The sequence below is a fragment of the Geomonas agri genome (assembly GCF_020179605.1).
Taxonomy (GTDB): Bacteria; Desulfobacterota; Desulfuromonadia; order Geobacterales; family Geobacteraceae; genus Geomonas; species Geomonas agri.
On sequence record NZ_JAINZO010000001.1, the window covers coordinates 816,030 to 841,773 of the forward strand.

Annotated in this window: 11 protein-coding genes; all 11 read right to left on the reverse strand. The window is 62.7% G+C overall.

Features of this window, described 5'->3' with window-relative positions; all coding sequences use genetic code 11:
• Nucleotides 1–10: 10 nt before the first annotated feature.
• On the reverse strand, nucleotides 11–1,543 hold the full coding sequence (locus K7R21_RS03605; RefSeq protein WP_224981925.1) for a class I adenylate-forming enzyme family protein: 1,533 nt from the start codon (nucleotides 1,541–1,543) through the stop codon (nucleotides 11–13).
• Nucleotides 1,544–1,561: 18 nt separating this feature from the next.
• Nucleotides 1,562–1,810: an acyl carrier protein gene (locus K7R21_RS03610; RefSeq protein ID WP_224981926.1), complete on the reverse strand. Its 249-nt coding sequence runs from the start codon at nucleotides 1,808–1,810 to the stop codon at nucleotides 1,562–1,564.
• Nucleotides 1,807–2,826: an NAD(+) synthase gene (gene nadE / locus K7R21_RS03615; protein ID WP_224981927.1), complete on the reverse strand. Its 1,020-nt coding sequence runs from the start codon at nucleotides 2,824–2,826 to the stop codon at nucleotides 1,807–1,809. The genes K7R21_RS03610 and nadE overlap by 4 nt, the downstream gene beginning before the upstream one ends.
• Nucleotides 2,823–4,796, reverse strand: a complete 1,974-nt coding sequence (gene asnB, locus K7R21_RS03620) for an asparagine synthase (glutamine-hydrolyzing) (protein ID WP_224981928.1) — start codon at nucleotides 4,794–4,796, stop codon at nucleotides 2,823–2,825. Before asnB ends, nadE begins: the two co-directional genes overlap by 4 nt.
• A 62-nt stretch (nucleotides 4,797–4,858) precedes the next feature.
• Complete coding sequence (locus tag K7R21_RS03625; protein ID WP_224981929.1) at nucleotides 4,859–5,509, reverse strand: GNAT family N-acetyltransferase; 651 nt, start codon at nucleotides 5,507–5,509, stop codon at nucleotides 4,859–4,861.
• Between the two features lie 626 nt (nucleotides 5,510–6,135).
• Nucleotides 6,136–8,247: an HlyD family efflux transporter periplasmic adaptor subunit gene (locus tag K7R21_RS03630; RefSeq protein ID WP_224981930.1), complete on the reverse strand. Its 2,112-nt coding sequence runs from the start codon at nucleotides 8,245–8,247 to the stop codon at nucleotides 6,136–6,138.
• Nucleotides 8,241–9,569, reverse strand: a complete 1,329-nt coding sequence (locus K7R21_RS03635; protein ID WP_224981931.1) for an efflux RND transporter periplasmic adaptor subunit — start codon at nucleotides 9,567–9,569, stop codon at nucleotides 8,241–8,243. Before K7R21_RS03635 ends, K7R21_RS03630 begins: the two co-directional genes overlap by 7 nt.
• The gene (locus tag K7R21_RS03640) at nucleotides 9,566–10,339 is read right to left on the reverse strand and encodes an efflux RND transporter periplasmic adaptor subunit (protein ID WP_224981932.1); all 774 of its coding nucleotides are present in this window, start codon (nucleotides 10,337–10,339) and stop codon (nucleotides 9,566–9,568) included. Before K7R21_RS03640 ends, K7R21_RS03635 begins: the two co-directional genes overlap by 4 nt.
• 19 nt (nucleotides 10,340–10,358) lie before the next feature.
• The gene (locus K7R21_RS03645) at nucleotides 10,359–11,930 is read right to left on the reverse strand and encodes a TolC family protein (RefSeq protein WP_224981933.1); all 1,572 of its coding nucleotides are present in this window, start codon (nucleotides 11,928–11,930) and stop codon (nucleotides 10,359–10,361) included.
• 40 nt (nucleotides 11,931–11,970) lie between these two features.
• Nucleotides 11,971–23,193, reverse strand: coding sequence for an Ig-like domain-containing protein (locus K7R21_RS03650; protein ID WP_224981934.1), 11,223 nt, complete (start codon nucleotides 23,191–23,193; stop codon nucleotides 11,971–11,973).
• Between the two features lie 333 nt (nucleotides 23,194–23,526).
• Nucleotides 23,527–25,695 carry a hybrid sensor histidine kinase/response regulator gene (locus K7R21_RS03655; protein ID WP_224981935.1) on the reverse strand — a complete coding sequence of 723 codons (2,169 nt, stop codon included), beginning with the start codon at nucleotides 25,693–25,695 and terminating at the stop codon, nucleotides 23,527–23,529.
• Between the last annotated feature and the right edge of the window lie 49 nt (nucleotides 25,696–25,744).

The following is a 25,744-nucleotide window of genomic DNA, read 5'->3' on the forward strand; positions in this document are numbered from 1 at the left end:
CACGCTGGGGTCACCCGGCCCCCTCCTCCCGCAGCCTGGCAAAGGCCACCTTGCCGTTTTCGAGCTTGGGCAGCACCCGCACCAGCCTGAGCTCTCCCGGCATCTTGAACTTGGGAAGCCACTTCTGGCATCTCCCCAGTACCTCCTTCCCGGTGGTGCCCCCGTTTATGGGAACCCCTACCGCCACCAGCCGGTGCCCCGCGAGAGGGTCCTCGACACCGAAAACCGCCGCTTCGACCAATAGACCGGTCGCCATCAGGGCGTCCTCGACCTCCTGGGGGGCGATTCGGTGCCCCCCGACTTTAAGCTGTCGGTCACCCCGCCCTACGAGGTAGAAGTACCCGTCGCGGTCCCGGTACCCCATGTCTCCCGTCCGGTAGCCGTGTTCACCCAGAACCCTCCTGGTCCCTTCCGGGTCCCTCCAGTACCCAGTCATGATGTTATCGCCTGCCGCCACCAGTTCCCCTGTCTCTCCTTCGGAAAGCTCCCTTCCCGAAGCGTCCACTACCTTCATGGTGACTCCCGGGATGGGAATTCCTATGGAATCGATCTTTTCCCTGAGGCGTTCAGGCTCGACGTAGGAAAGCCGGGCGGAAGCCTCCGTGGCCCCGTACATGACGTAGAGCTTTGTGTGCGGCGGCAGGGCACGCAACAGCTCTTCCTTTACCTGGCGCGCCATGTGCCCCCCCGCCTGGGAGCAGTAGCGCAGGGCAGGGAGCCTGTCCCGGTATGCCTTGAGGGGAGAGCGGTGCAAAAGGTAGGCGTAGGTCGAGGGGACCCCGGAGAAGCCGGTTACTTCTTCCTCCTCCATCTGTGTGAGGACCGTCGCGGGATAGGCGAAGGTGTTGTTGATGACGAGGCTCGCGCCAACGGCAATGTGGGTGTTCAAAAGAGATTTCCCCATGACGTAGAAGAAAGGGAGCACCACCATCTGCCGGTCCGCTTCCGTCAGCCCGAGAAAGGCGACTATGGAGCAGGTGTTGGCCACCACGTTCGCGTGCGACAGCATGACACCTTTGGGTGGCCCGGAGGAGCCGGAGGTGAAGATGATGCTCGCGAGGGAGCCGGGGGCGAGGGAGAGCGGCGGGGGGGACGCCCCTGAACGGAGGAGTTCTTCAAAAGGCACGGCCGCCACGGGAAGCTGGAGCCGCTGAAAGGAGGGGGCTGTGAGAAGCACCGCGGCAAGCGGGCAGGGAGGGGCTTCCCCCAGGGCTTTCGCCCCCCTTGCCGAGGCGATGACCACTTGGGGCGTGGTGCGCTCCATGATGCGCCGCAGCGTGTCCGACCTGGTCTCCGGGCTCATCGGGACGGCGACCAGCCCCGCCTTGAGGATGGCGTAGTACGAGATGACGTACTCCTCGCTGTTTTCAACGAGCAGGAGCACCCGCCCTCCCGCTGTTGTCCCGCAGTGCGCCAGCCAGTTGGCCAGGGAGTTGGCGCTTTGCTCAAGTTGCGCATAGCTGACCCTTCTCTCCCCCAGGATGAGCGCCACCTTATCGGGCAAGCGTGCGGCAGAGCGTTCGAGAAACTGGTGGATGAGCATCTGGCATCTCCTCCCCGGTCATCCCTGTCGCTTCCGGGCCAAAAAGCCCACCAGGCGATGCACGGAGTCCAGGTTTTCCGGGACGAGTTCCTCGTCCTCCACCCTGATGCCGAAGCAGTTTTCCAGGAAGGACACCAGTTCGAGGATACCGGTCGAGTCGACGATGCCCGATTCGAGGAAGGAGGTGGTATCCTCGAGGTCCCTGTCGTCGCCGAAAAGGAAGTTGTCCACGATATAGGACCTGATCTGTTCGCGCTCCTCGCTCATATGCTGAACCTCTCTGATGGCACCCCCGGGCGGGCGGGGACCTCGGGGATCTCCACGACGGTCAGGCCTGCCAGGTGCAGGTACCTGGTCGTCGATCGCTTGATGTCTATGTCCTGGTAGACCTTGCGTACCTGGTCCGGCGTTAGCCCGCACGCGGCCGCGGCGTCCTCCGGTGACACCCCCCGGTTCTTGGCGCATAGGCAGAGGTCCATGGTCCGGTACGGCAAGGAGAAATAAAACTCTTCCTGCCCCTGGGGAAGCGAGTAGGTGTCGGTGGTCGGTGCCCGCGAGCGGATCTCCTCGGGGATGCCCAGGTACTCGGCCATCTGGAATACCTGACTCTTGTAAAGGTGGGCGATCGGCTTGAGGTCCGCCGCGCCGTCGCCAAGCTTGACGAAGAAGCCCTGGTCGTACTCGAGCCGGTTCGGGGTTCCGGCCACCGCGTAGTTGAGACGGTCGGCGTGGTAATACTCGAGCATCTTGCGGGTTCTCTGTTTGCAATTGGTGGCGGCCACTATCTCGAGGTAGGGGCCAAGAGGCAGGCGTTCTTTCAGGATGGTGCCGTCCGGGGCCCGGGCAACGATGTAGTGGAGGCGAAATCCCTTGCTGTCGAAGACCCCCGAAATGACGATTTTCGACCGCCACCCTTCCCCGTACCCGGGAATTACCTTCCTTAGCGCGGCGTCGTAGGCGGCATAGCAGCCGGCTGCTTCGAGGACCGGTGAGATGTCGATCCTCTGCGACCCGATGCCCAGGTGCCGGATCAGGGCAGCGCTTAGCTGCGGGGTTTCCTGCGCGGAATGGAGCTCCGGCATCTCCAGGCCATAGACCCGGTCCCTCCCTATGGCTCTGACCGCCAGCGCCGCGGTGACGCTGCTGTCGATCCCTCCGGAAAGGGCGACCAGAAGCCCCCTGCGCTTTAGGGTGTCCCGCAGGATTGTTCGTATCCCCGCCGTGATCCTCTGGGCCTCGCACTCGCAGTCGATGTCAAGCGCCGATGCGCTGAAACGGCTCATGTTCCCTCCTGGACGACCCGCTTGCCGAGCAGCAGTCGCTGCTGCGGCAGGCGGAATTTTTCGATGAACTGTTGGTGCAGGATTTGGGTGGTGAGTATGCCGACGATGGCCATATGGTGCACCTCGCTTGCTACCTGCCGGTCGGGTTCCCGGTACTTGGCCAGCAGGTTGCGGGTCTTCGCAACGTCAAAGTAGCCGGCGGCGGCCAGCCCTTTTTCGGACAGGAACTCCTCGCTGCAGTCGTCCTGTCCTGAAAGGAAAAGCTCCCGGATCGGGGCGCGGTAGGGGAGCTTAGGCCGCTGCACGATCTCCTTTGGCAGGCTGGATCCGAAGGCCTTCTTGAGGATGTACTTTTCGTGCAGCCCCCTGATCTTCCAGCGGGGCGGCAGCTTCATGCCCAGATCGATGATGCGGTAATCGAGAAAAGGGAGCCGCAACTCGACGGAGTTTGCCATGGCGACCCGGTCCCCCTGTGAACTGAGGAGGTAGCTGGAGAGGAAAAGCTCTATTTCCAGCAACTGGGAGCGTGCCAGGAGGTCGCGCGAAGCAAACCCCGCCGGAAGGAGGTGGGCAAGATCCTCCTCGGGGCACCACTGTGTCAGTTGCCGTGCCAGGGGTGCGGAAAAGAACATCGTGCTCCTCTGCGTATCGTTCCACCGGATCCGGTGGGAGAAGAACGGATCATCCGGGTCGGTGGGGGTGACTGCAAAGAACTTCTGCAGCATCATCCGGTACCGGGCCGGCTCCCTGAAAATGTAGGGGTGCAGCCTCTCCAGCAGGCGCGGCCTCCAGGCGGACCCGGGGGCCTTGCTCCAGAAGCTGCGTATCTTTGCCTCCTTGAAGATGTCATACCCGCCAAAAATCTCGTCCGCCCCCTCGCCGGTGACCACCACTTTGAAGCCGCTGTCGCGCACAAGCTTTGCCAGGAGGAACATCGGTACCGGAGCGGTGCGCAGAAGCGGCTTTTCGGCGTGCCAGACCACCTCGGAGAGCGAGTCCCTGATCTGCTCATTTGTGACGCGGATCTCGCTGTGTCTGGTCCCCAGCTGACGCGCCATGGTGCGCTGGTAGGGGGTTTCGTCGAAAGCAGCCTCGGAAAACCCTATGGAGAAGGTACGCAGCTCGTTTTTGCATCCCCCCGCGATGGTCGAGGCTATGATGGAGGAGTCCAGGCCGCCGCTCAGGTAGGCCGCCACCGGGACGTCGGCGCGCAGCCTGATCTTGATGGCATCGGCAAGAAGCGCCCTGGTTTCTTCCACCGCGTCATCAATGGAGCCCGCGAAACGCTCTTCGGGGGGGTAGTAGGGGAGCTGCCAGTAGGGCGCCTGCGCGACGATGCGCCCCCCCTTGACGACCTGGAAGTGGGCTGGAGGAAGTTCGTATATTTCCCCAAAGGGGGTAAAGGGGGGCAGGGTGCTCCAGTAGGTGAAAACCTGCCGGAGGGCGTGCGGAGAGATGCTGCGGGGAATGCTGGGGTCGGCAAAGAGTGCCTTGACCTCGGAGGCGAAGCTGTATTTTCCCCCCTGGTGGTAGTAGTACAGGGGGCGGATGCCCACCCGGTCCCTGGCAAGGAAGAGCTCCCGTTTGCGCGTATCCCAGAGGGCGAAAGCAAACTGGCCGTTTAGCAGTGGCAGGAATTCCCTGCCGTGCTCCTCGTACAGGTGCACCAGGATCTCTGTATCGGTGTGGGTGGCAAAGCGATGTCCCTGCCGTTCCAGTACTCCCTTCAGTTCCGGGTAATTGAAGATCTCGCCGTTGTAAACGACCCATATAGTGCCGTCCTCGTTGCCGATTGGCTGCGTGCCGTCGACAAGGCCGACGATGCTGAGCCGGCAATGGCCAAGGGCTACGCAGCGGTCGAGGTAGACCCCAGCTTCGTCCGGTCCGCGGTGCCTGATGGAGGACAGCATGTCAGTAACAAGCCGCTCCGGTCCGTTCCCCGTGTGGAAAAAACCCGCAATGCCGCACATATGACCTTCTCGTTCGACAGTGATGAGCACCAAGAGCCGGTATGACGCCGGATGCCTGCCGGTTATCCGGCTTGAAACGGGAACATCACGTCACGACGTTGCGCGGGACTGCAGGCAAGGAAGTGGTCAGAGGTAAAGCACCTGATCCAGAGAACGTTGCGCCGGATGGCATATCCGTAGCGAAGGTGCGTCTTGAGGGAAGCTGTGTTGGCATAGTCTACCATGGTGATGATTCTTTTACGCCCCAGCATCTTTGCCCGCTCAAACAGTCGTTTTTGAAAAAGCACCCATATCCCGCGCAATCTGTATGCCTGATGGATGAAGCAGTCATAGCTGTAGATCGAATCTTCCGGGATGTCTAGCCGGTAGTTGTAGCGCTGCTCCATGTGACTGTGCTTGTCAGAAAACCAGATGTAACCTACCACTTCCCGGTCATTCAGGGCGATAAGGCAGGATTCCCCCTTGTCAAAACGGTCCAGAAACAGCTCCTGTTTGTTTTCCAAAAGGCACATTCCCGGGACGTCGGCAGGGGTACCCGCGCGGACCGTGCCGTACTCCCGCAGGGGCTTTGAGGGATTTTCTGAAAGATCGAGTACTAAAAAACTCGAAATACGTAGCGGTTGCCCTGGGACCTTATCAAGCACATCCTTCAGGATAAGCAAAGGAGGTTGTTTGAACAGGTTTCTGAGTTTTTGCAACCATGCCGAAATCACAAGGGCTCCGTCTCATGCTGGCAATGCGAAGGGTTTTAGTTACAGATAAATTCCAGATTGTGACAGGCAGCAACATTGTGATAGTGCGCATTTCTTAATATAGCATCAAACAGTGACAAGTCACCCGTGTGAAGCGGAGGGACGGAATTTCAATCAGGGGGAAGGAAGATACACCAAAGAAGGAAAGCGGGAGATGGTGATAACCGCTGAAACGAAAGGACCGGCATAGGTGCCGGTCCTTTTGGGCGTGCTGACCGAAACTTTGTTATAGGCCAGGAGGAGCAGGGGGTGGGGTCCAGGCAGCAGGCGGTCGGTGGAGACGGTTGCCGAGGGGACTGATCTCGCACGTGGGACAGCTTACCGTGCCGCTGCCGAAACAGACGCTGCAATCCGATTCCCAGATATCCAGTACCGGCACGTAGTACCGGTTCCCGGTGCCGCCGCATTCGGGGCAGGTGACCATCTTCTTGCCTTTGCAGTCGCTGCAAGTTCCCATAATTACAACTCCTTTCGCGCTCGCGCGCGTTCTGGCTCATTGAGCAGGAGTTGTGCAGTATAGAATAAGATTTGTTGTTGTCAATTAAAATGAATAAATATTAGCACGTCGCCGCACTGCGCGGCAGTGGTCACAGGTTGCTCTCCCGCACCAGTAACGCTGCTGCGTTGCGCATGATTTCCCCGATCACGCTCTGCTTCTGTGCCTCGATGTGCACCACGCCGCGCAGCGGAACCAGCGGGACCGTCCGGGGCGCGCAGTTGTCCAGGCGCACCCTGAACACCGGCGCCAGGGGGATCTGGACCCCGCGGGCGTCGGGGCGTGTTGCGAGCGGCCCGCCTGAAGCTGAGGCCAGCATGGGGTCGGCTACTTCCGTGATGTTAACCTGGTCGATATCGGCCACCGTGCAACTCACGGAGCCGAACTCGCTGGCATCGGGGAGGAAACGGGCGCGGGCGCCCGGCTGCAGCCGCTTCAGGTCGCGCTCACCCACGTAGCTGTCGATACGGTTCCGGGTCGTGTCCGCGACGAGGAAGAGCGGTTCCCTGGCCGCCAGCCACACCCCCGGCCCGGCTTCGTCGTTGCGTGCCACGATGGTCCCGTCAAAAGGAGCCTGCAGTGTCAGGCGGTTGCGCTCGCTCACGAGCCCCGCCTGCTCGGTCCGGTCCTCCTCGTAGCGGCGCAGGGGGACCATCCCCTGGCTCAAGAGCTTGGGATCGAAACTCTGCCGTGCCGCCTGCCATGCCGAAACCGCGGCCGAAGTGCCGGCCCGCTTGATCTGCGCCTCGAGCTCCGGCACCTGGAGCCGCGTCAGGAGTTCTCCCCGGCGCACCGAGGTTGTCGCGTCATCGATGTCTTGCAGCACCATCCCCGCGCGTGGGGCAGCTACCTGCTGCTCGCGTGCCGCCATCAGGATGCCGGGTGCGGCGACGTCACCTTGCCAGGGCACCACCAGGAGGGCGATCGCCCCCGCGACCAGCAGCAGGGTCGTCAAAAGCGACACGTTAAAGCTGATGCGATCTCTCATTTTCCACCAGTCGGCTGCCTCGCGGTAGCAGGGGAGTAGTACAAACCATCCGATCTCGATCCCGAACAGGAAGATCCCCAGGGCCTTGAAGAAATAGTGGTACACCAAAAGGGCGATGCCGATGAAGACAGAGAACCGGTACGCCCAGACGGCGTAGGCGAATGCGACCAGGAAGTATCTCCTGCCACGCGAGGCCGGTTCCGGAGGCGGATCCTTGAGACCGAACATCCTTTCACGCAGCCACCAGCGTCCGAACGCGAAAGAGCGCGTGTGCAGGTTCGGGATGCCCAGGAGGTCCGACAGGAAGAAATAGCCGTCGAAGCGCATGAAGGGGCTTGCGTTCAGGGCGAGCGTCATGAACAAGGTGGTGGTCGCCAACATGAAGGCGGCGCCGCGCCACGGCCCGTCAGGAAGGAGCAGCCAGGCCCAGAGCGCGGCCAGGGCCAGGAGAAATTCCGCCAACACCCCGGCTGCTCCCACCGCGAGCCGCTGCCGGCGCGAGGTGAGCTTCCACACCTCGTTGGTGTCGGTAAACAGCATGGGGGTCATCACCACGAAGGCGATCCCCATGGCCGGGATGCGGCAGCCGAAGCGGTGCGCGGTGAAGGCGTGGCCGAACTCGTGGAACACCTTGGCCAGCGGGATGATGCACCACAGCGCGAAGAGCGCCTCGCCGCCACGATAGGACGTGAAGGCGTGGACGAAGAGATCCCACTGGCGTGACGTGAAGTACAGGCCCAAAGCCGCCGCCACGAGGACGACGAGCAGGAAGGCCCTGGTGTAGATCCACCCGATGAGAGGAGCGGTGGCGTCTAGGAAACGCTGCGGTCTGAACAGGGGTACCCGGAAGAAGAGGTAGTTGTGCAAAAGCCAGGTGGCACCCCGGACCTTTCGGGCCTGTGCCGCCGCGACTAGGTAATCGGTCCCGGCTGCTGAAGGAAGATCGAGCAGGAAATTGCGCTGCAGGAAGGTCAGCACCTCGGCGAGATCCGACTCGGTCGCCTCCAGGGTGGTCTCCCGGTTCACGGACTCGAGCAGCACCGCGACCGAGCCCAGGTGCCAGCGGGACAGCATCTCGAAAGCGGGCCAGGCGAGCAGGTAGTAGCGGTTGTTGGCCGGATCGTGGAGCGTCCATCCGGGCGAGCCGTCCCGGGCAACCGGTGCGGCAAGGAGGTCGAGCTCCTGGCGCAGAGGGGGAAGGGACAGGTTTACCATCCCAGCCTCTGGCGCAGCGCGGTGATGGGTCTGCGGAAGATGAGATGCCCCAGGGATACCTCGTCGCCGTAGATGCGCACCGTCCCGGTGAGGCCAAGCCGCGGCGGCACGGTGCCGGTAGCGAAGTCGGCCTTCAGGCGGTAGGCTGCGTACCCGGCCGGGTTCAACTCCGGCTTGAACGAGGCGTAGCGCAGGGTACCGTCGACGGGGTGCTGCGGGTCTGTCCCGAGGTAGAGCTTCACTTTGGAGCCGAGCTTCAGATCCATCGCGTCCGCGACCGGGAGGTGGATGAGCATCTCCGCGCGCGCAGGATCGGCGATTACCAGCACCCGTTCACCCACCGAAACATTTTTCCCCACCCAATCGTTCTGGTCCGCAAACACGGCGACACCGGACTTCGGCGCCCGCACCACGAGGCGGTGGAACATCTGCCGCGAATAGGAAAGCTCTGCCTCTTTCTCCTGCATCTTGCCCCGCCGCGGCTCCATCTCGCCGCGGCTCTTGTCGTCGGAGAGCGCCATCTGCACGGACTGGCGGTATTCCTCGCTTGCCACTTCGTACGCCTTGGAGGCCACCCCCATCTTGGCGCGCAGGGCGGAACTGTCGAACTCGAACAGGAGGTCCCCCTGGCGTACCGGCTGGTTCGGGTGCAGGTAGAAACGGTCGATGACACCTTCCAGCGGGGAGCGGACCACGAAAGCGTCCTTCGGCGTCACCTCGGCAGGGGCGAGGACCGAAAGCCGGACCGGGTAGAACAGTGCGGCGACGGCGAGGGCCATCGGGACCAGCTTCAGGACAGTTCCGGAGGTGCCACCCATCAGCATGCCGCGCCTTTTTCGGCAGGAAAGGGCCCACAATGCGTGTGCGTAGATGGCGGCGATTTCGTCGAGCAGGGTGAGTTCCCCCTCGCTCCACTCATCGTCGCGGGCAAGAAGCAGGAGGCCGATCAGGGAGCCGTCCCTGCCGCGCAGCGGGATGATGGCCGCGTGCTCCGGAAGCCAGTCTCCCCAGCGCTCACCCAGCGTTGCCGGTAGTTCGGCGGCAGATGCGGCGCGGCTCTTCTGCTCTTTGCGCCAGTTGGCAAAGACACGGTTCAGCCACTGCACGTAGGGTGCGCTCGGGTCGATCTCCGGCAGCCCCGAGACCGCGCCGACCCCTTTTCCCTGCAGCCACAGGGCCCCCTGCCGGTAGTTGACGATCTGCTTGGTTTCGTTGACGGCGATGAAGCTGACTTCCTGCGCAGTGGCGGCCTGGCGAGCCCGCCTCCCGATCTGCAACAGCAGCCCCATCCCGAGCAGTCGTTCGTCCTGCCCCCCCGTCATTTCTGCCCCTTGGCGAAGCTCGCGGTCCCACTCATGCCGGAGACCAGTTCCTCGTGGTTCCCCACGATCTCACCCATGACCGGGACTGTCTGGCTCAGGGGATCGATGCGGGCCCCGACCCGGACCACCCGCGCCTCGTAGTTTCTGCCCAGTTCATCGATGTGCACCAAGAAACGTCCCTTGGGGCGCAGCCAGGAAAGCCAGCGGGACGGCACGATCATGCGCACCTCGAGCCGGCTCGTATCGAGGAGGTCCATGATGGGCTTGCCGGGGGAGACATACTGGAAGCGGTCGGCCTGGAGCTTCGCCACCCGCCCGGAGAAAGGTGCCTTCATGATGCACTTGGAGACGGTGACCTCCATGGCGGCCACCTCGGCATCGGTTTCCTTGACCTTGGCGCGGGCCTGGTCCACCTCGAGGCTGCTGATCGAATTGAGTTGGGCCAAGCGCTCGCTGACTTTCAAGGTCTCGCGGGCCGCCTCGGCCGTTGCCTGCGTCTTGCGCAGCTGCGCCTGCAGCAGCGAGCAGTCGAACTCGACCAGAAGGTCCCCCTGACGGAAGGAGTCCCCCTCCTTGAAGGGGAGCTTGAGCACGTTGGCGGCGATTTCGGAAGAAAGCGTGGTTTGCTGCGCCGGTGCGAGCTGGATCCGGACCGGCCCTTCGGCGCTGGCGGTGCCGGCAAGGCAAACGCTGCCAGCGAGCGCGCCGGAGACAAGGGATGCCAGGACCTTCGCCCGGCACAACAGGATGAGGCGATGAGTGGAAGTCATGTCGGTTCCTTTTATCATCCTAGCGGAGTCCCTGGGGCAGGGGCGATCCCGTCGGTATTGCCGGTGTTGCCGGTGTTGCCGGCTGGCACACGGCGCGCTGGTAAAACCTCTCCGGAGCCGGGCACTTGGTTTCCAACTGGGTCCTGATCGACTGGGTGAGCTGTGGCAACTCGTGCGAAGCCACCGCCTGCGGCAGCGGGTCCTGGCCGAGGCTCGCATTGACCTGTCCGTAGGCGTTTTGTACCGCGGCGTAGTTCTGGTAATTGCGGTACTCGGCCATCAGGGTGGAGGTCGCCGAACGGATCTCGTTGATCTTGCTCTGCGAACCGCTCGCCGTTGCGTTCCTGGTCTGCTCGTAGATCTTCTTCTCCACGTCGCGAAGCTCGCCGGCGAGTTCAAACTGGTGCACCTGGGTCTGGTAGTTCTGGTAGGCAATATGGACCTGGGTCAGGATCGCCATGCTCAGCGCCATGCGTTGCGCCTTGATCAGTTCAGCCTGTCCCTTGGCCAGCTTGTACTGGCTCGGCCCCCCCAGCAGGGTCATGAGGTTCCAGGTCAGGCGCGCCCCGCCGTCCACCCAGCTGTTGTTGACCAAGAGTCCGTTGGAGTCGTAGTAGCCGCCGACGTTCAGCTCGAGGCCTGGGAGCATCCTGAGGATCGACTTGCGCACGTCGTCGGCGCTGATGCGCTCATTGTAATCCGCCTCGATCAGCTCAGGACGCTGCAGGAGTGCCTTTTCCTCCATTGCGGCCAGCGTGTCGCACAGCCCCGGCACTTCCATGCCGGGGGGGACGACCAGGGTGAAGGACTGCCCCGGGGGAAGGTTCATCAGTGCTGCCAGGCGCGGTTTGGCCTGCTGCAACTCGTCACGGAAGGTCTCCAACTGCTTCAGTATCTCGAGCAGCGTTTTGCGGTAATTGAGCGTCTCCAGCGGCGGCCGCAGTTTTTCCCCTTCGACGCATTCGATGTCGTTCAGAGCCTTGCGCACCTGGGCCAGCAGCGGCTCGAAGCGCCCCTCCATCTGCTGGGCTCCCAGCGCCTGCCAGTACGCCTGGCGTACCTGCTGGATGATGGTGTGCACCACCTTGCGGCGCCGCTCGTTCATGATGTGGATCCGGTCGGACTGCTGCTTGGCCTGCAGGTAGCTGACCCCGAAGTCGAGGATGTTCCAGCTCAAGGTGAGGTCCGAGGTGAAATGGTCCCGCGGCGAGGAGTAGGAGGGGACCAGGGACTGCTCATGGGTACTGTAGTTGATACTGGACGAGGCGTTGTAGCTGTCGCGCTGCGAGTAGCCCGCCGAAGCGACGAGGCGTGGCAGCATGTCGTAGGACATGACGTCCGCCTGCCTGAGAGCGAGGGCGTCCTCCATGATCTTGATACGGTGGTCCAGGTTGTACTTGAGAGATCGTGCCATGGCCTCTTCGAGCGTGATCGGCGCCTGTACCGCTTCCTGTCCCTGGAACATCGCCGAGCGGTCGGCTGCGACGCGGGACATGAGCTCGCTGGTGGTCAGCGGAGTGGTGTGCACGGCGCAACCGGTGCTCAAGAGGAATGAGAACATGATCAGCGCGTTTACCGGTGTTTTTTTCATGCTGGCTCCTGGCTTCATGGTTGAGACTGTTGGTCTGGCGTTAGGCTGCGCGGCCTTTCCTGTCCGGGGTTTTGTCGAAGATCTTCACGAGATCGAGGCTTCTCTGTCGGCTCGTTTCTCCCGCTATCTTCTCCGCGAGTGAACTGCGTCCCTTCATGGCGCGTTGTGGCGGCAGTTCCATTCCTTGGTCCTTCTGGGCGTGCGGTGCACCAGTTCGCTCCTGTGGCGGTTTTTCAGCTGGTGCTGCATCGTCCGTTGTCGGGGCATCGGGAGCCTGGTGGGAGCCTGCCGGGGCGACGGTCAATTTGAAAACGGCGGACGCCGCGTTCCCCTTGCTGTCGGTGGCTATGACCTTCACCTCGATGGCGCCTTCCGAGTTTTCCGGGGGATGGTTCGCGGTGAACCGGCCGGTTGCCGGGTCGAAACTGAGCCAGTCTGGCAGCGCCTGCCCGTCGGAGAGGGTCGCTTCCACCTTCACGTCCGCGCCCGGTTCTGAGTGCCTGAAGACACCGGTGGGGAGGTTGAAGGTGGTGACGTCGTTGATCTGGATCTCCTTGGGTGCGGGAGGATTCACCACGTAGAGCGCGGAGTCCCCCGGTGCTGGTTGGGTGGTTTCCGTCCCGAACATGACCAGCGGGTTACTTGCGGCAGACGGGGTTCCCGCCGGGGCCTGCGAGCCAAGAGGCTTGTCAAGGTTCCCCGCTGCAGAGTCCGGGGTGCCGGTATGGCTATCGGTGGAGGATGTCCTCCCCGTTCCCGTTCCCGTTCCCGTTGCGGTGCCGGTCACGTTGAGCTGGAATTGGACCGCCGCCGTGTTGCCGCTCGTGTCGTGGGCGGTGACCTTGATGTCCACGGCACCGGAGGTCCCCTCCGGGGGGTAGGCAGTAAAACGCCCGGTGCTGTCGTCGAACTTGATCCAGTCCGGCAGCGGCTTGCCATCGGCCAGCGTTGCTTCCAGGGTGACCTTGTCGCTCTTACCGCTCTGCACGAAGACGCCACTGGGCAGACTGAAGGCGGCTGTTTCCTGGGGCGATACTTCGTGGGACGACGGCGTCTGTCCTGCAAAGAGGCCTTCCTGCCCACCGGCCGCATCGGAGCGGGTATAGCTGACCACGCCGCTTTGTCCCGTCTCTGCTGGGGCGGGGGCGGGCTCGAAGATAGCAGGGGCCGAATCAGCGCCGGTCTGCGGTGAAGTCGTGTGCGAGTCCGTACCGGTGATGAGATCGGTCTGGGGCGCCGGTGAACTGGGCGGCGTTGACGGCGTAGGCGGGGGCAACGGTGCCGTTCCCGTATCGGTCGTGGTATTGGGCGTCGACGTATCTATCTTCACCGTGAAGACGCTCGGGGTCGCGTTGCTGTTGCCTGCCGCATCGGTCGCTACCGCGGTAAAGGTGTGGGCCCCGTCGGGAAGGGATGTCCCTGGCGTCATGGTCCAATGCCCGTTGCTGTCCGCGATGGCTGACCCGATGACCGTGGTTCCCTCGTAAATGGTGACGGTGCTGCCAGGCTCCGAGGTACCGACGAGGGTTGGTGTCGCGTCCTTTATCGTGCCGTTGTCGGCAACGGGCGGAAGGGCAGGGTTGGCGTCATCGATAGCTGCCTGTATGGCCGGTGCCGGTGCGGTGGTGTCTATGTGGACGGTGTAGCCGCCAGCGCTGGATGTGGTGTTGCCCGCGGCATCCGTGCTGGTAGCGGTGAAGGTGTGCGTGCTGCCGTCCGCCAGGGGCGTGCTGGTAAAGGCCCAGTGGCCGGCATCGTCTGCTACCACCGTCCCGACCAGTTGGCCGCCGTCGAATACCTTCACGGTGCTGCCGGCCTCGGCGTTGCCGGACACGGTAGGGGTGGTGTCATTGGTGTAGCCGTCATTGGGTACCGTTCCGGCCTGCGGCGCGACATCGTCGGTTACCGTGGTGATGACAGGGACAGTGGGGGGCGTGACGTCGAGGCTGTACCCCTTGGATGCAGTTGCAGTTGTTGAACCGCCGGCTGTGTTGGTCGTTGTCACGCTGGCGTTGATGGTCAAATCCGCATCTGCGGCAAGCTTGCTCCCCGGGATGTTGATGCTGAAGGTCCGGGATGCGTCGACAGTGCCGGTGTAGTTGGTGCCGTCGACGGTGATGGTGACGGTATCACCCGTCTGCACGTCACCACCCACGGTGCCGGTAATGGCCACGGTTCCTGCTGCTTCTGAGATGTTGAGGACGTTTTCCGAGGTGACAGCATTTACCGTTACAGACGCTGTCGGTGCCGCGACATCCTTGGTGTATGCCTTGGTGCTGGTCGACGTGGTGGTGTTCCCAGCTGCATCGGTGGTCGTCACGCTGGCATCGATGGTGAGGTCCGCATCGGCGGCGAGCTTAGTGCCGGGCACGTTGATGCTGAAGGTTCGGGATGCGTCGACAGTGCCGGTGTAGTTGGTACCGTCGACGGTGATGGTGACCGTATCGCCAGTCTGCACGTCACCGCCCACGGTGCCGGTAATGGCCACGGTTCCCGCTGCTTCAGAGATGTTGAGGACGTTGTCCGAGGTGACGGCATTGACCGTTACAGAGGCGGTCGGCGCCGCGACGTCCTTGGTGTATGCCTTGGTGCTGGTCGCCGTAGTGGCGTTTCCGGCCGCATCGGTGGTGGTCACGCTGGCATCAACGCTGAGATCCGCATCCGCTGCGAGCTTACTCCCCGCAACGTTGATGCTGAAGGTCTTGGACCCATCGACGGTGCCGGTGTACGCGGTCCCGTCCACGGTGATGGTGACGGTATCGCCGATCTGCACGTCCCCGCCCACACTGCCGGTGATTGCAACAGTCCCACCTGCTTCAGCGATATTGAGTACGTTATCCGAGGTGATGGCGTTGACCGTTACTGACGCAGCCGGTGCCGCGAGATCCTTGGTGTATGCCTTGGCGCTGGTCGCCGTAGTGGCGTTTCCGGCCGCATCGGTGGTGGTCACGCTGGCATCGACGCTGAGATCCGCATCCGCTGCGAGCTTGCTCCCCGGAACGTTGATGCTAAACGTCCTGGACCCATCGACGGTGCCGGTGTACGCGGTACCGTCTACCGTAATGGTCACGGTATCGCCAGTCTGCACGCCCCCGCCCACATTGCCGGTAATGGCAACAGTTCCTGCTGCTTCCGAGATATTGAGAACGTTATCCGATGTGATGGCGTTGACCGTTATTGAGGCGGCCGGTGCCGCGAGATCCTTGGTGTATGCCTTGGCGCTGGTCGCCGTAGTGGAGTTTCCGGCAGCATCGGTAGTGGTCACGCTGGCATCGACGCTGAGGTCCGCATCCGCTGCGAGCTTGCTCCCCGGAACGTTGATGCTGAAGTTCTTGGACGCATCGACGGTGCCGGTGTACGCGGTCCCGTCCACCGTGATGGTGACGGTATCGCCGGTCTGCACGTCCCCGCCCACACTGCCGGTAATCGCTACAGTTCCACCTGCTTCCGCAATATTAAGTACGTTATCCGAGGTCACGGCGTTGACCGTTACTGACGCGGCCGGTGCCGCGAGATCCTTGGTGTATGCCTTGGCGCTGGTCGCGGTGGTGGAGTTTCCGGCCGCATCGGTGGTGGTCACGCTGGCGTCGACGGTGAGGTCGGCATCGGCCGCGAGCTTGCTCCCCGGCACATTGATGCTGAAGGTCTTGGATGCGTCGACAGAGCCGGTGTACGCGGTGCCGTCTACCGTGATGGTGACGGTATCGCCAGTCTGCACGTCCCCGCCCACACTGCCGGTAATCGCTACAGTTCCACCTGCTTCCGCAATATTAAGTATGTTATCCGCAGTCACGGCGTTGACCGTTACTGACGCGGCCGGTGCCGCGAGATCCGTCGTATATGCCTTGGTGCTGGTCGCGGTGGTTGAGTTTCCGGCCGCATCGGTGGTGGTCACGCTGGCGTCGACGGTGAGGTCGGCGTCGGCCGTGAGCTTGCTTCCAGGCATGTTGATGCTGAAGGTGTTGGAAGCGTCGACGGTACCGGTGTACGCGGTCCCGTCGACGGTGATGGTGACGGTATCGCCGGTCTGCACGTCCCCGCCCACACTACCGGTAATCGCTACGGTCCCACCTGCTTCCGAGATGTTGAGGACGTTATCCGAGGTGACGGCGTTGAGCGAGATGGTGGCAGACGGTGCCTTGGTGTCGACGGCGAGGTCCTTGGTCGCTTCGACGGTGCTTGCGTTGCTGGAAAGATCGCTGAAGGTTCCCGCAGCTACGCTGACGCGCATCGCCGCATCTTCCGTGTTGGCAGCCGGAGTGTAGGTGGCCGTGTAATGTGTCGCATCCACCTTGTTGAAGTCGGACAGGGAGCCGCTTTCTACACTGATGTCGCCCACGGTAAAGGTCGCACCGACATCTTCGCTGAAAGTGAAGGTCAGGGTGGTTGTTTCGCCCACCTTCAAACTGTTCTGTCCTGCAGTAATGGTGACCGTCGGCGGGGTTGCGTCTCCCGGTGCCGGGGTGCTGTTGGTCACCGCCGCGTCGACGAGATTTGCCGCCGCGTTGCCCGCCACGTCCTGGATCCTGTCGGTCGCTGCGGTGTAGGAAACGGTCACCGTGTCGCCGTTGTCCACCGTACTTCCCAGGGTGAGCGTGACGGTCTTCGCGGTGGTGTCGACAGCGACGTTGGTGACGCTGACGGCGCCGCCGTTTTTCTCTACGGTAAAGTCGTCTGTTGCCGGAGTTGTCGAGGCAAAGCCTGATCCTGTCTCAGCGTAGTTGAGCACAAGAGTAGTGCCGTAGGCGGTCGCGCCGGAAAGGGCGGGGGCGGTGGTGTCGACCTTGACCGCGAGCGCGGAGGAGGGGAGGGAGGCGTTGCCGGCCGCGTCGGTGACCGTTGCGGAGAAGCTCTTGTTCCCCTGGGTAAGAGAAGACGAGGTGATGTCGACGTATCCGGCCGTGATGTCGGCGCCGGCCAGGGTAGCAGTCCCGACCACGGAGGACCCTTCATACAAGGTGACCACGTCGCCGGCAAGCGGCGCGCTGGCTCCTGCTCCGTTCAACGTGACGCGGATGGCCGGGGTGGTGGCGGAGGTAATGTCATCCGAGTTGCTGATGCCGCTGTCCGAGGATGCCAGCAGGTCGATGCCGGGCGCCGCCGGAGGTGTTATGTCGCCAACGAAAACGCTGGAGCGGGCCGCGGTGGCCGTGTTGCCGGCGGCATCGGTGGCCGAGATGTCGAAGGTCCTCGTCCCCGAGGTCGGGCTGCCGGCGCTGTTCTGGTATTGCAGATCCCGGACGACGGCTTGGGATTCGGCCGCGGTTAACGGCTCGTAGTTGGCCTTTTGGATCGTGAACATTCCCGATGCGTAGAAGATGTTGACTGAAACCCCGCCCACGGTCACCGCAGTTCTGGAACCGTCGCTGCCGGTTGCCGCCAGCGTGGTGGAGCCGAAGGTCAACTTCTCGCTGTTGCCGTCAAGCAGGCCGCCGACCGTGATCGTGATCCTGGTGAGTTGGTCGGACGCCTCGGTGACGGTCGCCGGGTCACTGTTGCTGTCGAGGCTGACGGCGGAGCCCGCGGTCATGGCAATGCTGTTGATCGTTCCCGCGTCGGCCGGAGCGAGGTCGATCACAGGCGCGGTGGCATCCTGAACGGTCAGTTCTTTGGTGGTCCCATCGCTGGTCTTGTTCCCTGCCGTGTCGGTGATGGTCGCCGTGACCTCGTACTTGCCATCGAAGCCGGATACGTCGGCATTCTTGGGAGCAAGGGCATCGCTGGACGGGATGGTGAGGCTCCAGGTATGGCCCGTGTTGTCGTAGCTCAGGTTGCCGTCGCCGGTGCGGTAGGTGACGCCGTTCACCGTGACGGAAAGGCTCTCTCCTGCACCAACCGTCGCGGTCCCGGTAATGGTGGGGGTGGTGTCGCTCGTGGACTGGCTGTTCACAGTGACCGGTCCGGCCGGCGCGGTGCTGTCCACCACGATGCTCTGGGCGACGGTCGTGCCGCTCACCGCCTGCAGCGTATAGGTGCCGTCGGCGAGCGTGGTGCCGCTGTAGTCATAGGTCCACACGCCGGAGCTGTTGGCGGTTACGGTGACTCCTGAGAAGGTGTGGCTCGGCCCGGAGAGGCTCAGGGTCACCGTGGCGCCGGCCGACGCCGAACCGGTGAACTTCAGCGTGTTGTCGCTGGTGACGAAATCGCCGAGCACGGCCGAGTCGGTGCTGATCGAGTCGATGGAGACGGTACCGGACTTGTCGTGCTGGACCGAGGCGTTGGCCAGGTAGCTGTTGCCCGCGTCGTCGTAGTACCTGGCCGTGACGGAAATGGTGCCGTTCAACAGCGGCGAGAGGTTCAGGGCGCTCATGCTCCAGGCGTTGCCGGTGACGGTAACGGTATCCATGATGGTGGAGGTGCCGTCGGTGATGGTGACGACGAGCGTACTGCCGTCGGCTATCCCGGTTGTGGTCCCTTTCACCACCACGGCATTGTCCTCACTGCTGCTCAAGGTGCCGTTGCTGTTGCCCTGCCAGTCGAGCGGTCCGGTAATGGCCACGGTCGGAGCACTGGCGTCGATGGTGAGGTTCTGGGATGCCGTAGTCGAATTTCCCGCGGCGTCGCTACCCGTGGCGCGCACCCCGACCGTGCAGGAAAGAGGCGTGGAGGCGACGATGGACCAGGTCCCCCCGGTCTGCACCGTCGTCGCGTAGCTCTGCTGATCGCTCCAGTCCCCGTCGTTGTTGGGGTCGATGGTTACCGTGATGCTGGTTCCCGCCGGGAGGTCGGTAGTCCCGGTGATGGTCGGCGTGCTGTTCGGCGTCCGGGTCCCTGAGCTGAAGCCGATTGCGGGCGCAGTTACGTCTACGGTCAGGGGCTGGGTGGCGATGGCCGTGCTGCCGTTCAGGTTGGTTCCGCTGGCGGTAACGCCCACCGTGCCAGCAAAGCCTCCGTCCGGGAACGTGCCGCTGTATGGCAGCGCGGTGCCGGTGTCGATGGCCCAGGTCCCTCCCGTAACTACTGCGTAGTACGTGACGCTGTTGGAGGTGCCCGGGTTGTTATCGGGATCGACGGAGAGGGTGATTACCGAGCCGTCCGGGAGGTTGGTGGTGCCGCTGATCACCGGAGTAGGATCGTTGGTCAGTGTCGCTGAACCGATGGCAACGCTGGGCGGCGCCGGTTCGTATCCCTGGGATCCGGTGGCGGCGAGTGAACCTTTACCCGAAATGGATCCCGTGGCGGCCTGTGCGTTGACGCTCACCGTGACGGAACCGGTCACCGCCAGGGTCGGAGTAACCACGAGGGTGTAGGTTTTGCCGTTTACCGCGGTAAACGTCCCTTTAGAGCCGTTGCTTGCCGTGATGTCGGTCGTGTCGAAACCGGTCACGCTCTCGCTGAAGGTGAAGGTGAAGGTAACGGGATCGGTCCCTCCCAGTGTGCCGGCAACGTTGTCGGTGATGGTCAGCGAGGGCTGGCTCAACACCAGCGTCGGGTGCGACACGGCGGTGACCGCCGAACTGGTCGCGGTGTCGGTCACCTGGGCGGTGACGTTGAGGACGCCGTTGTTCAGGCTCTTGATGTCGGCGTTGGTGAAGTGCGCGGTCCAGGTGCCCGAGGTGTTGGTGACGTTGGCGGTGAGGGCGGTGACACTGTGCCCGGCACCGTCGTCGATGGTAATGGTGAAGGATCCTGCCGCCGCGGTGGTGAGGCTCGTGGTGCCGGAGATGGTCAACCCGCCGCTCACCTCGTCCGGTGCCGAGGTGATGATGTTGTCGCCGGCGATGGTGCCGATGGTGATGGTGGCGGTCGAGGCTGTCTGTCCCTGTTTCACCTGCTGCGCGGACTTGATCGCCTGCTGCACGATGTTCCCCGCGCTATCCGTGTAGGTGGCGGTCGGCTTCACCTTGATGTCTATGGTTCCGCTGTTGCCTCCGCCGATCAAGCTGGTGCCATTGGGTGTGGTCACGGTCCAGTTGCCGGAGGCGTCGGTGGCCACCGTGGTGGAGGACCAGACCAGCGTCGATGTTCCGGCCGTATATACCTCTACGGTGAGGTTGGTGTTGTAGCACTCGCTGGTCCCGCTTATCACAGCCCCGGTCTTGTTGATAACCGACTGGGTCTGGATGGTGATGAGCGGCGGGGTCTTGTCGTGGGTCACCGCGGTGCTGGTCGCCTCGGCCGAAGTGCCGGAAACTGTTGCCTTGACAGTCAGAGTTCCGTCCGAGAGCGAGGAGAGGTTGAGGCCGGTTGCGCTCCACGTGGTGCCGGTGACCGTCGGGGTGGCATAGATGGTGTTGCCGTAGATGTCGGCGATGGTGAGGCTCACGCTGGAGCCTCCCTGCAACGTGCCGGTTATGGTGACGTTGTCGTCCTCGAGTGCGTTGAGTTTGGAGTCGCCGAGGATCCGGTTGGCGGTGGTGTTGCCTGCGGCGACGGCGGTCTCGATGGAGGATATCGCCACGGCCGGGTTCTGCTGCACCAGGGTCAGGGTCTGGTTGGTGACCGCGGAGTTCCCAGCGGTGCTCGCCGTCACTTTAACCCCTACCTGCCCGGTGTAGGCGCTCGGTTCGCTCCCCGACACCGGAGCGGCGGGGCCGGTATCGACCGACCAGGTTCCGCCCGAGACGGTGGCGTTGTAGGTGATCGCGTCGCTCCAGTTGCCGTCGTTGTTGGGATCGATGGTGACGGTGACCGAGGTGGCGTTGGTGGTGCCGGAGATGAGCGGCAGGGTCGTGGTTTGGGTGCTCGCGGAGGTAATGGCAACGTTGGGCGCACTGGTGTTGATCACCAACTCGCCGGTGGTGGGATCGCTCACGCTCACCCCGCTGCGGGTCACCGTCGCCGTCACCGCGTAGGTTCCGGAGGTAAGGGCGTTGGGGACCAGCGACCAGGTGTTGCCGCTCACGGTCAGCGCCGGGGAGGTGGCCGTGGTGTAGGTGGTGCCGTTCACTGTCACCGACAGGACATCCCCGCTGAGGTTGGTCCAGGTGCCGGTGATGGTCGGGGTGGTGGCGTTGGTGGTGAGCGGGGTGACGGTTGGTGCATTAAGTGCGGTGGTCGTGGTGACGTTGCCCGCGGCGTCGGTTCCGGAAGCCGAGATCTTGGCGTAAGGGAGTACCCCGGCCGCAGAGAGCGATCCGGTTACCGGGAGCACCGCCCCGGTGTCGACGCTCCACGCCCCGGCAGCTCCCACGATGGCGAGGTAGGTGACGCTGTCGCTGGTCGCTGCGTTGTTGTCGGGATCGATGGTGATCCGGATCGTCGAGCCCGCTGGTAGATCCGAGGTTCCCGATATGACGGGAGTTGAGTCGGTGGCCGAGGCCCCCTGGCTGACGGTGATCACCGGCGCCACCTTGTCGTGCAGCACCGTTGCCGTTGCCGCGGTGGATCCGGTGAGCCTGCTGCCGGTGCCGTCGCCGCTGCTCCAGAGCTCGGCGGTGACATTGAGGGTGCCGTCGTTAAGGCCGGAGAGATCGCGCCCGGACAGCGACCATGCCCCGCTGCTTACCTGTGTGTAGCCGATGCTGCTGGTGGTCCCGTCGCTCACCGTGACCCTGACCCAGGTGCTGTTGGCGACCGAGGCGGAGGTGGTGCCCGCAATGGTCACGCTTGCGTCTTCCGGGGAGCCGCTTGGGTAGTGAGACAGGTTACCGTCCCCGATGGGGGAGGTGATGCTGACCGAGAGGGCGGCGCTCACCGGCTGGCTGGCCGACATCGGGGCGGTGTAGGCTCCGAGGGACGAGAAGCTGGCGTTCTTGTCGTAGCTGGAGCCGACCCCGTTCAGGTCGCCGTTGATGGGGCCGGGCTGTGTCTGGGTGAAGTTGACGTACTGGACCACGGTGTCCTTGGTGAAACCCTGGATGCCGGTGGTGCCGCGCGGGCCAATGACGCCGTTTCTATCCACCGGGGAAGGCATGGCGAGTACCGTGGCCAGGTCGGCAACCGGGATGCGCCAGCTGACGAAGACGTCGGTCTTGCCGTCGTTGCCCAGGTCGGCGTCGCCGTTCCAGTTCGGGTCGGTGGCTGCAGAAACCGCCACCACGGAGTAGTTGCTGGAGGTAAAGGCGTACACGCCGTTGTTCGCCAGCCACCCCGTGGGTAACGGCGACGTGGAGGTGGTGCTGGGGGACGTGTTCAGACCCGTGCCCGGATCGAGGAGTTTCACCGCCTGGGCGTTGTTACGGCCATCGACCGACATGAAGAGATCGATCCGGCCGTCCAGGTTGGCGTCGATGCCGACGATGGCGACCCCGCCGAAGTTGGTGGAACTGGTCGGGTTGTCGATGCGCATGCGGTAGACGAGGGTGTCGTCGGAGGTGGTGGCTGTGCCGTTGTCGTCATAGGCCGCGTAGAGCGAGCCGTGGGTGGCGTCACCGACGATGTCGGTATCGGCGGCACCCGCCTGGCTGTCGCCGACCGGGTCCTTGTTGACGCCGTACATGACCGGCACCCAGGCCGAGGAACCTCCCAGCGAAACGAAAGAGAGCCGGTCCTGGTAAGCGGCGGCGCCTTCCTTGGTCAACAGGGTAGAGGCCTCGATGGGGCCGGTGGCTGACTCGAGTACCCAGTCGGCGCCGAGGACAGTTGCGCCGGTGGCGTTGGTGGAGGCGGCGACGTCTGCCCCGGTCACCTTTGCTAATCCCTGGACCAAGGCCTGCCCCTGGGGCCCCTGGGCGACGTTGCAGCCGTAGATCAGGATGTCGCCCCCCTTGTCGAGGTGAGAGCCCCAGGATGCCAGGTCGGCCGCATGAGCGGACAGGCTGTCGGTGGTAAGTTCGGTCGAGCCGAGCGTGATGTCGCCGGAACTGCCGTGGCCCACGATGTGGATGGCCGAGACGTTGCCGGTCTTTTGCAGGGTGTCGCTGATCTGCCGGATGCCGTCCTTGTTCGGGTCGAGGAGGACCACCTGGACACCCGGGCGGATTCCTGCAATGAGCGTTGCGGCGTCAGGTGTGGTTGGATCGACGAAGGCGATTTCTATCCCCTTGGTGGCGGGCACGGCTGTGCTGCCATCGGAGGCGACCGGCTTGACCAGGAGCGAGGCGAAGTGGGAGGTGTCGAGGTCCGCGACGGCGGTCTTGGCGGCGGGGAGTGTCGCGGCTGTATCGGCATGGTGATCGTCGGCGATGACCGCGACGGTTGGCGCTGCCGCGGCGTCGAACATGAAGCGCTGCTCCAGGGCAAGCAGGAGGTTACCGTTTCTCGACGCACCGTGCCTTTGCGTCAGCGTGGGGCCGCGGCTCCCTTTGCCCGCCACGTTCTCCGCAACAACCTGCCACGCTTCCTTTACTCTACTCCAGACAAGGCGATAGCACTTGTTCATCATCCTGCTCCTTGATCGTGACGACTGAAAAGCTACAACCTGCGAGGATACTGTCACAGATAGCCCCGCAGACAGAGAGAAGACGAAGGTGAAAGGAGCAGATAGCGGGCACTCTTCGTCTTGTGTCAGATACTTTTCGTCTGACTTTAGCTGCAGCATTAGCAATAAGTGAGCCTATGCAACCACGAGCATATATGGAGTCAGTAGTGGCTGGATTTATTACGACTTGTGAGTGGAGGGAGTTTGAAAAGTTTGGAGTGACAAGTCAAAATGTTGACTTGTGCGGGACGCAGTGTCCGTAGTCGGGACACCTCCTGCCATCATCGCCGCAACTTACTGCTCATCGCAACAGGTAGCCTGTTCCGTTGTCCGTACGTCGGACGTGACGGGAGCGTCAGGGCTGGGCGAAGAAACAGCTATCCTTCCGACTACCTTCAGCAGCTCCGCCGCCACATAGGGTTTAGGCAGGTAACCGGAAAAACCATGCTGTTGCCATTCCGACAAGGTCAGGTCGTTGGTATATCCGCTGGAGACGATGATCCGCGCCTGGTTGTCGATGCCGAGCAGCTGCTGTGCCGCTTCCTTCCCGCCGATCCCGCCCCGGATGGTCATGTCCAGGATGACTGCTGCATACGGGGTTCCTTTCAGGGCTGCGGCCTGGTACCGGGCGACGGCATCTTCCCCGTTGGTGCACGTATCCACCAGGTATCCGTATTCGCGTAGTACCTTTTGGATGTAATCGAGGATCATTTCCTCGTCGTCCATCACCAGGATACAGGCCCCGGAGGGGGTGACCGGAGCCTCTTCCTCCGCGGGGAGTTCGCTGGCAGTTTCGCTACAAGCTCGGAGCGTGATGGTGAAGGTTGTTCCGGCTCCCAGGCTCGAAGCAACCGAAATGTTTCCTCCGTGCCGGGTGATGATGGAGTGGGTGGAGGCAAGCCCGAGCCCGGTGCCCCCCTGCTTGGTGGTGAAGTAGGGGTCGAAGATGTACTTCAGGTCGTCTTCGGCAATCCCCGTCCCTTCATCGGTAAAGCTGATCGCCAGGTACTCTCCTGCAGGCAGATTGAGGTTGTTCGTAGCAGAAAGGGTAATGTTTGCCGCTGCAACAGTGAGCCTCCCGCCGTTAGGCATGGCCTGTGCCGCATTGATGATGATGTTGTTGAATACCTGGCTGAGTTGTCCCTCGTCAGCCTCGGTGAGGAGCAGGTTGGCAGCTATGTCGAGATCTGTAATCACCGGGGAGCCCCGGAGGGAAAGGGAGAGTGATTCTTCAAGCAAGCGCGCCACCTGGACCGGTTTTTTGATGGGTTCTCCCTTTTTGGCGAAGGTCAGCAACTGTTTGGATAGCTCGGCTGCCCGCTGGCACGCCTTTTCTGCCTGGTTCAGGCAACCTGAGGCCTGCTCGGCCGGGTCCAGGAGCAGTTGCGCCATGGTAACGTTGCCCACGATCGAGGTGAGTATGTTGTTGAAGTCGTGGGCGATACCCCCTGCCAGGAGCCCAAGCGATTCCAGCTTCTGTATCTTCAGCATCTGGTCGTGGATCTGCTCCCGTTCGGTGATGTCGGTCATTATTTCAACCGTCCGTTCAAGGATGGACTGCGTCCTTATGATGACATGGCGGACCCGGCCATCCTTGCAGGTGATCTTGGTTTCGTAGGGAGACAGTGTCGTTCCCTGCTCCTGCGCGAGCGCGAGCTGCTGGTTTCTTTCCTTGAGATAACTGTTCCGGTATCCGGGGTCAGGGTAGGCCCGCTCCAACCAGTGCGTCAGAGTGGGGATTTCTGTCAGTTCGTAGCCGAAAGTTTCCAGGAAGCAGTTGTTCTGGTACTTGATCGTGCCGTCCTCGTCGAACCAGCGCACCGCTGCCGGCATCGTGTCCATCAGGGTTCGCAGGGTTCTTTCCCCCTCTTTAATGGATGCTTCAGCTCGTTTGCGCTCCTCCAGTTCCCGTTCCAGGGTACTGATCACCGTCCAGAACACGAGAGCGCATGTGGTGGCGCTGAATATGGAACCGGTGATGAGGTCGATGAGCCGGTCGTTGGGGGTGTGAAAGGGGACGATCAGCCAGGGAGTGGTGTGCTCGATCAGTAGTAGGGTGCAACTGTCCGCCAACAGCAAAACGAAAAGGAGGTGTCTTTTCGCCTCCCTAAAAAAGATCAATGGATAGAGAACTGCGGCGGAGAAGTAATAGCCGATACTCCCCTGGGAGCCGGCGTTGAGGAACCAGGCGATGTTAAGCACCACGAGCGTTAACAGGTAGAACGTCGTGACTCTGTGTGTACCCTGGCGGGATTGAAAGAAACAAAAGAGCGACAGGAGCCCGTAGGCAAGGATGGTGGCATTCAAATACGGAGAAAGGTGTTGAATGATGTTGGTCGGGAAAATAACGAAAATGCAGAGCAGGGCCATGGTGAGGGTAATCAGTCGGAAGAGTGATACCTCGACCGGCACGTCCTGCCCTTTGGTGACATAGACCCAGATTTTTTTGAGCAACTCGTCCACTAAATCCCTCCCGCCGATTCGCTCTTAGACGAGCCGACATACAGTCGGA

What these genes read in the sequence shown, in the direction of transcription:
- K7R21_RS03605 (WP_224981925.1), bottom strand. Translation starts at nt 1,543, where the DNA reads ATGCTCATCCACCAGTTTCTCGAACGCTCTGCCGCACGCTTGCCCGAT.
- K7R21_RS03610 (WP_224981926.1), bottom strand. Translation starts at nt 1,810, where the DNA reads ATGAGCGAGGAGCGCGAACAGATCAGGTCCTATATCGTGGACAACTTC.
- nadE (WP_224981927.1), bottom strand. Translation starts at nt 2,826, where the DNA reads ATGAGCCGTTTCAGCGCATCGGCGCTTGACATCGACTGCGAGTGCGAG.
- asnB (WP_224981928.1), bottom strand. Translation starts at nt 4,796, where the DNA reads ATGTGCGGCATTGCGGGTTTTTTCCACACGGGGAACGGACCGGAGCGG.
- K7R21_RS03630 (WP_224981930.1), bottom strand. Translation starts at nt 8,247, where the DNA reads ATGGTAAACCTGTCCCTTCCCCCTCTGCGCCAGGAGCTCGACCTCCTT.
- K7R21_RS03635 (WP_224981931.1), bottom strand. Translation starts at nt 9,569, where the DNA reads ATGACGGGGGGGCAGGACGAACGACTGCTCGGGATGGGGCTGCTGTTG.
- K7R21_RS03640 (WP_224981932.1), bottom strand. Translation starts at nt 10,339, where the DNA reads ATGACTTCCACTCATCGCCTCATCCTGTTGTGCCGGGCGAAGGTCCTG.
- K7R21_RS03645 (WP_224981933.1), bottom strand. Translation starts at nt 11,930, where the DNA reads ATGAAAAAAACACCGGTAAACGCGCTGATCATGTTCTCATTCCTCTTG.
- K7R21_RS03650 (WP_224981934.1), bottom strand. Translation starts at nt 23,193, where the DNA reads ATGAACAAGTGCTATCGCCTTGTCTGGAGTAGAGTAAAGGAAGCGTGG.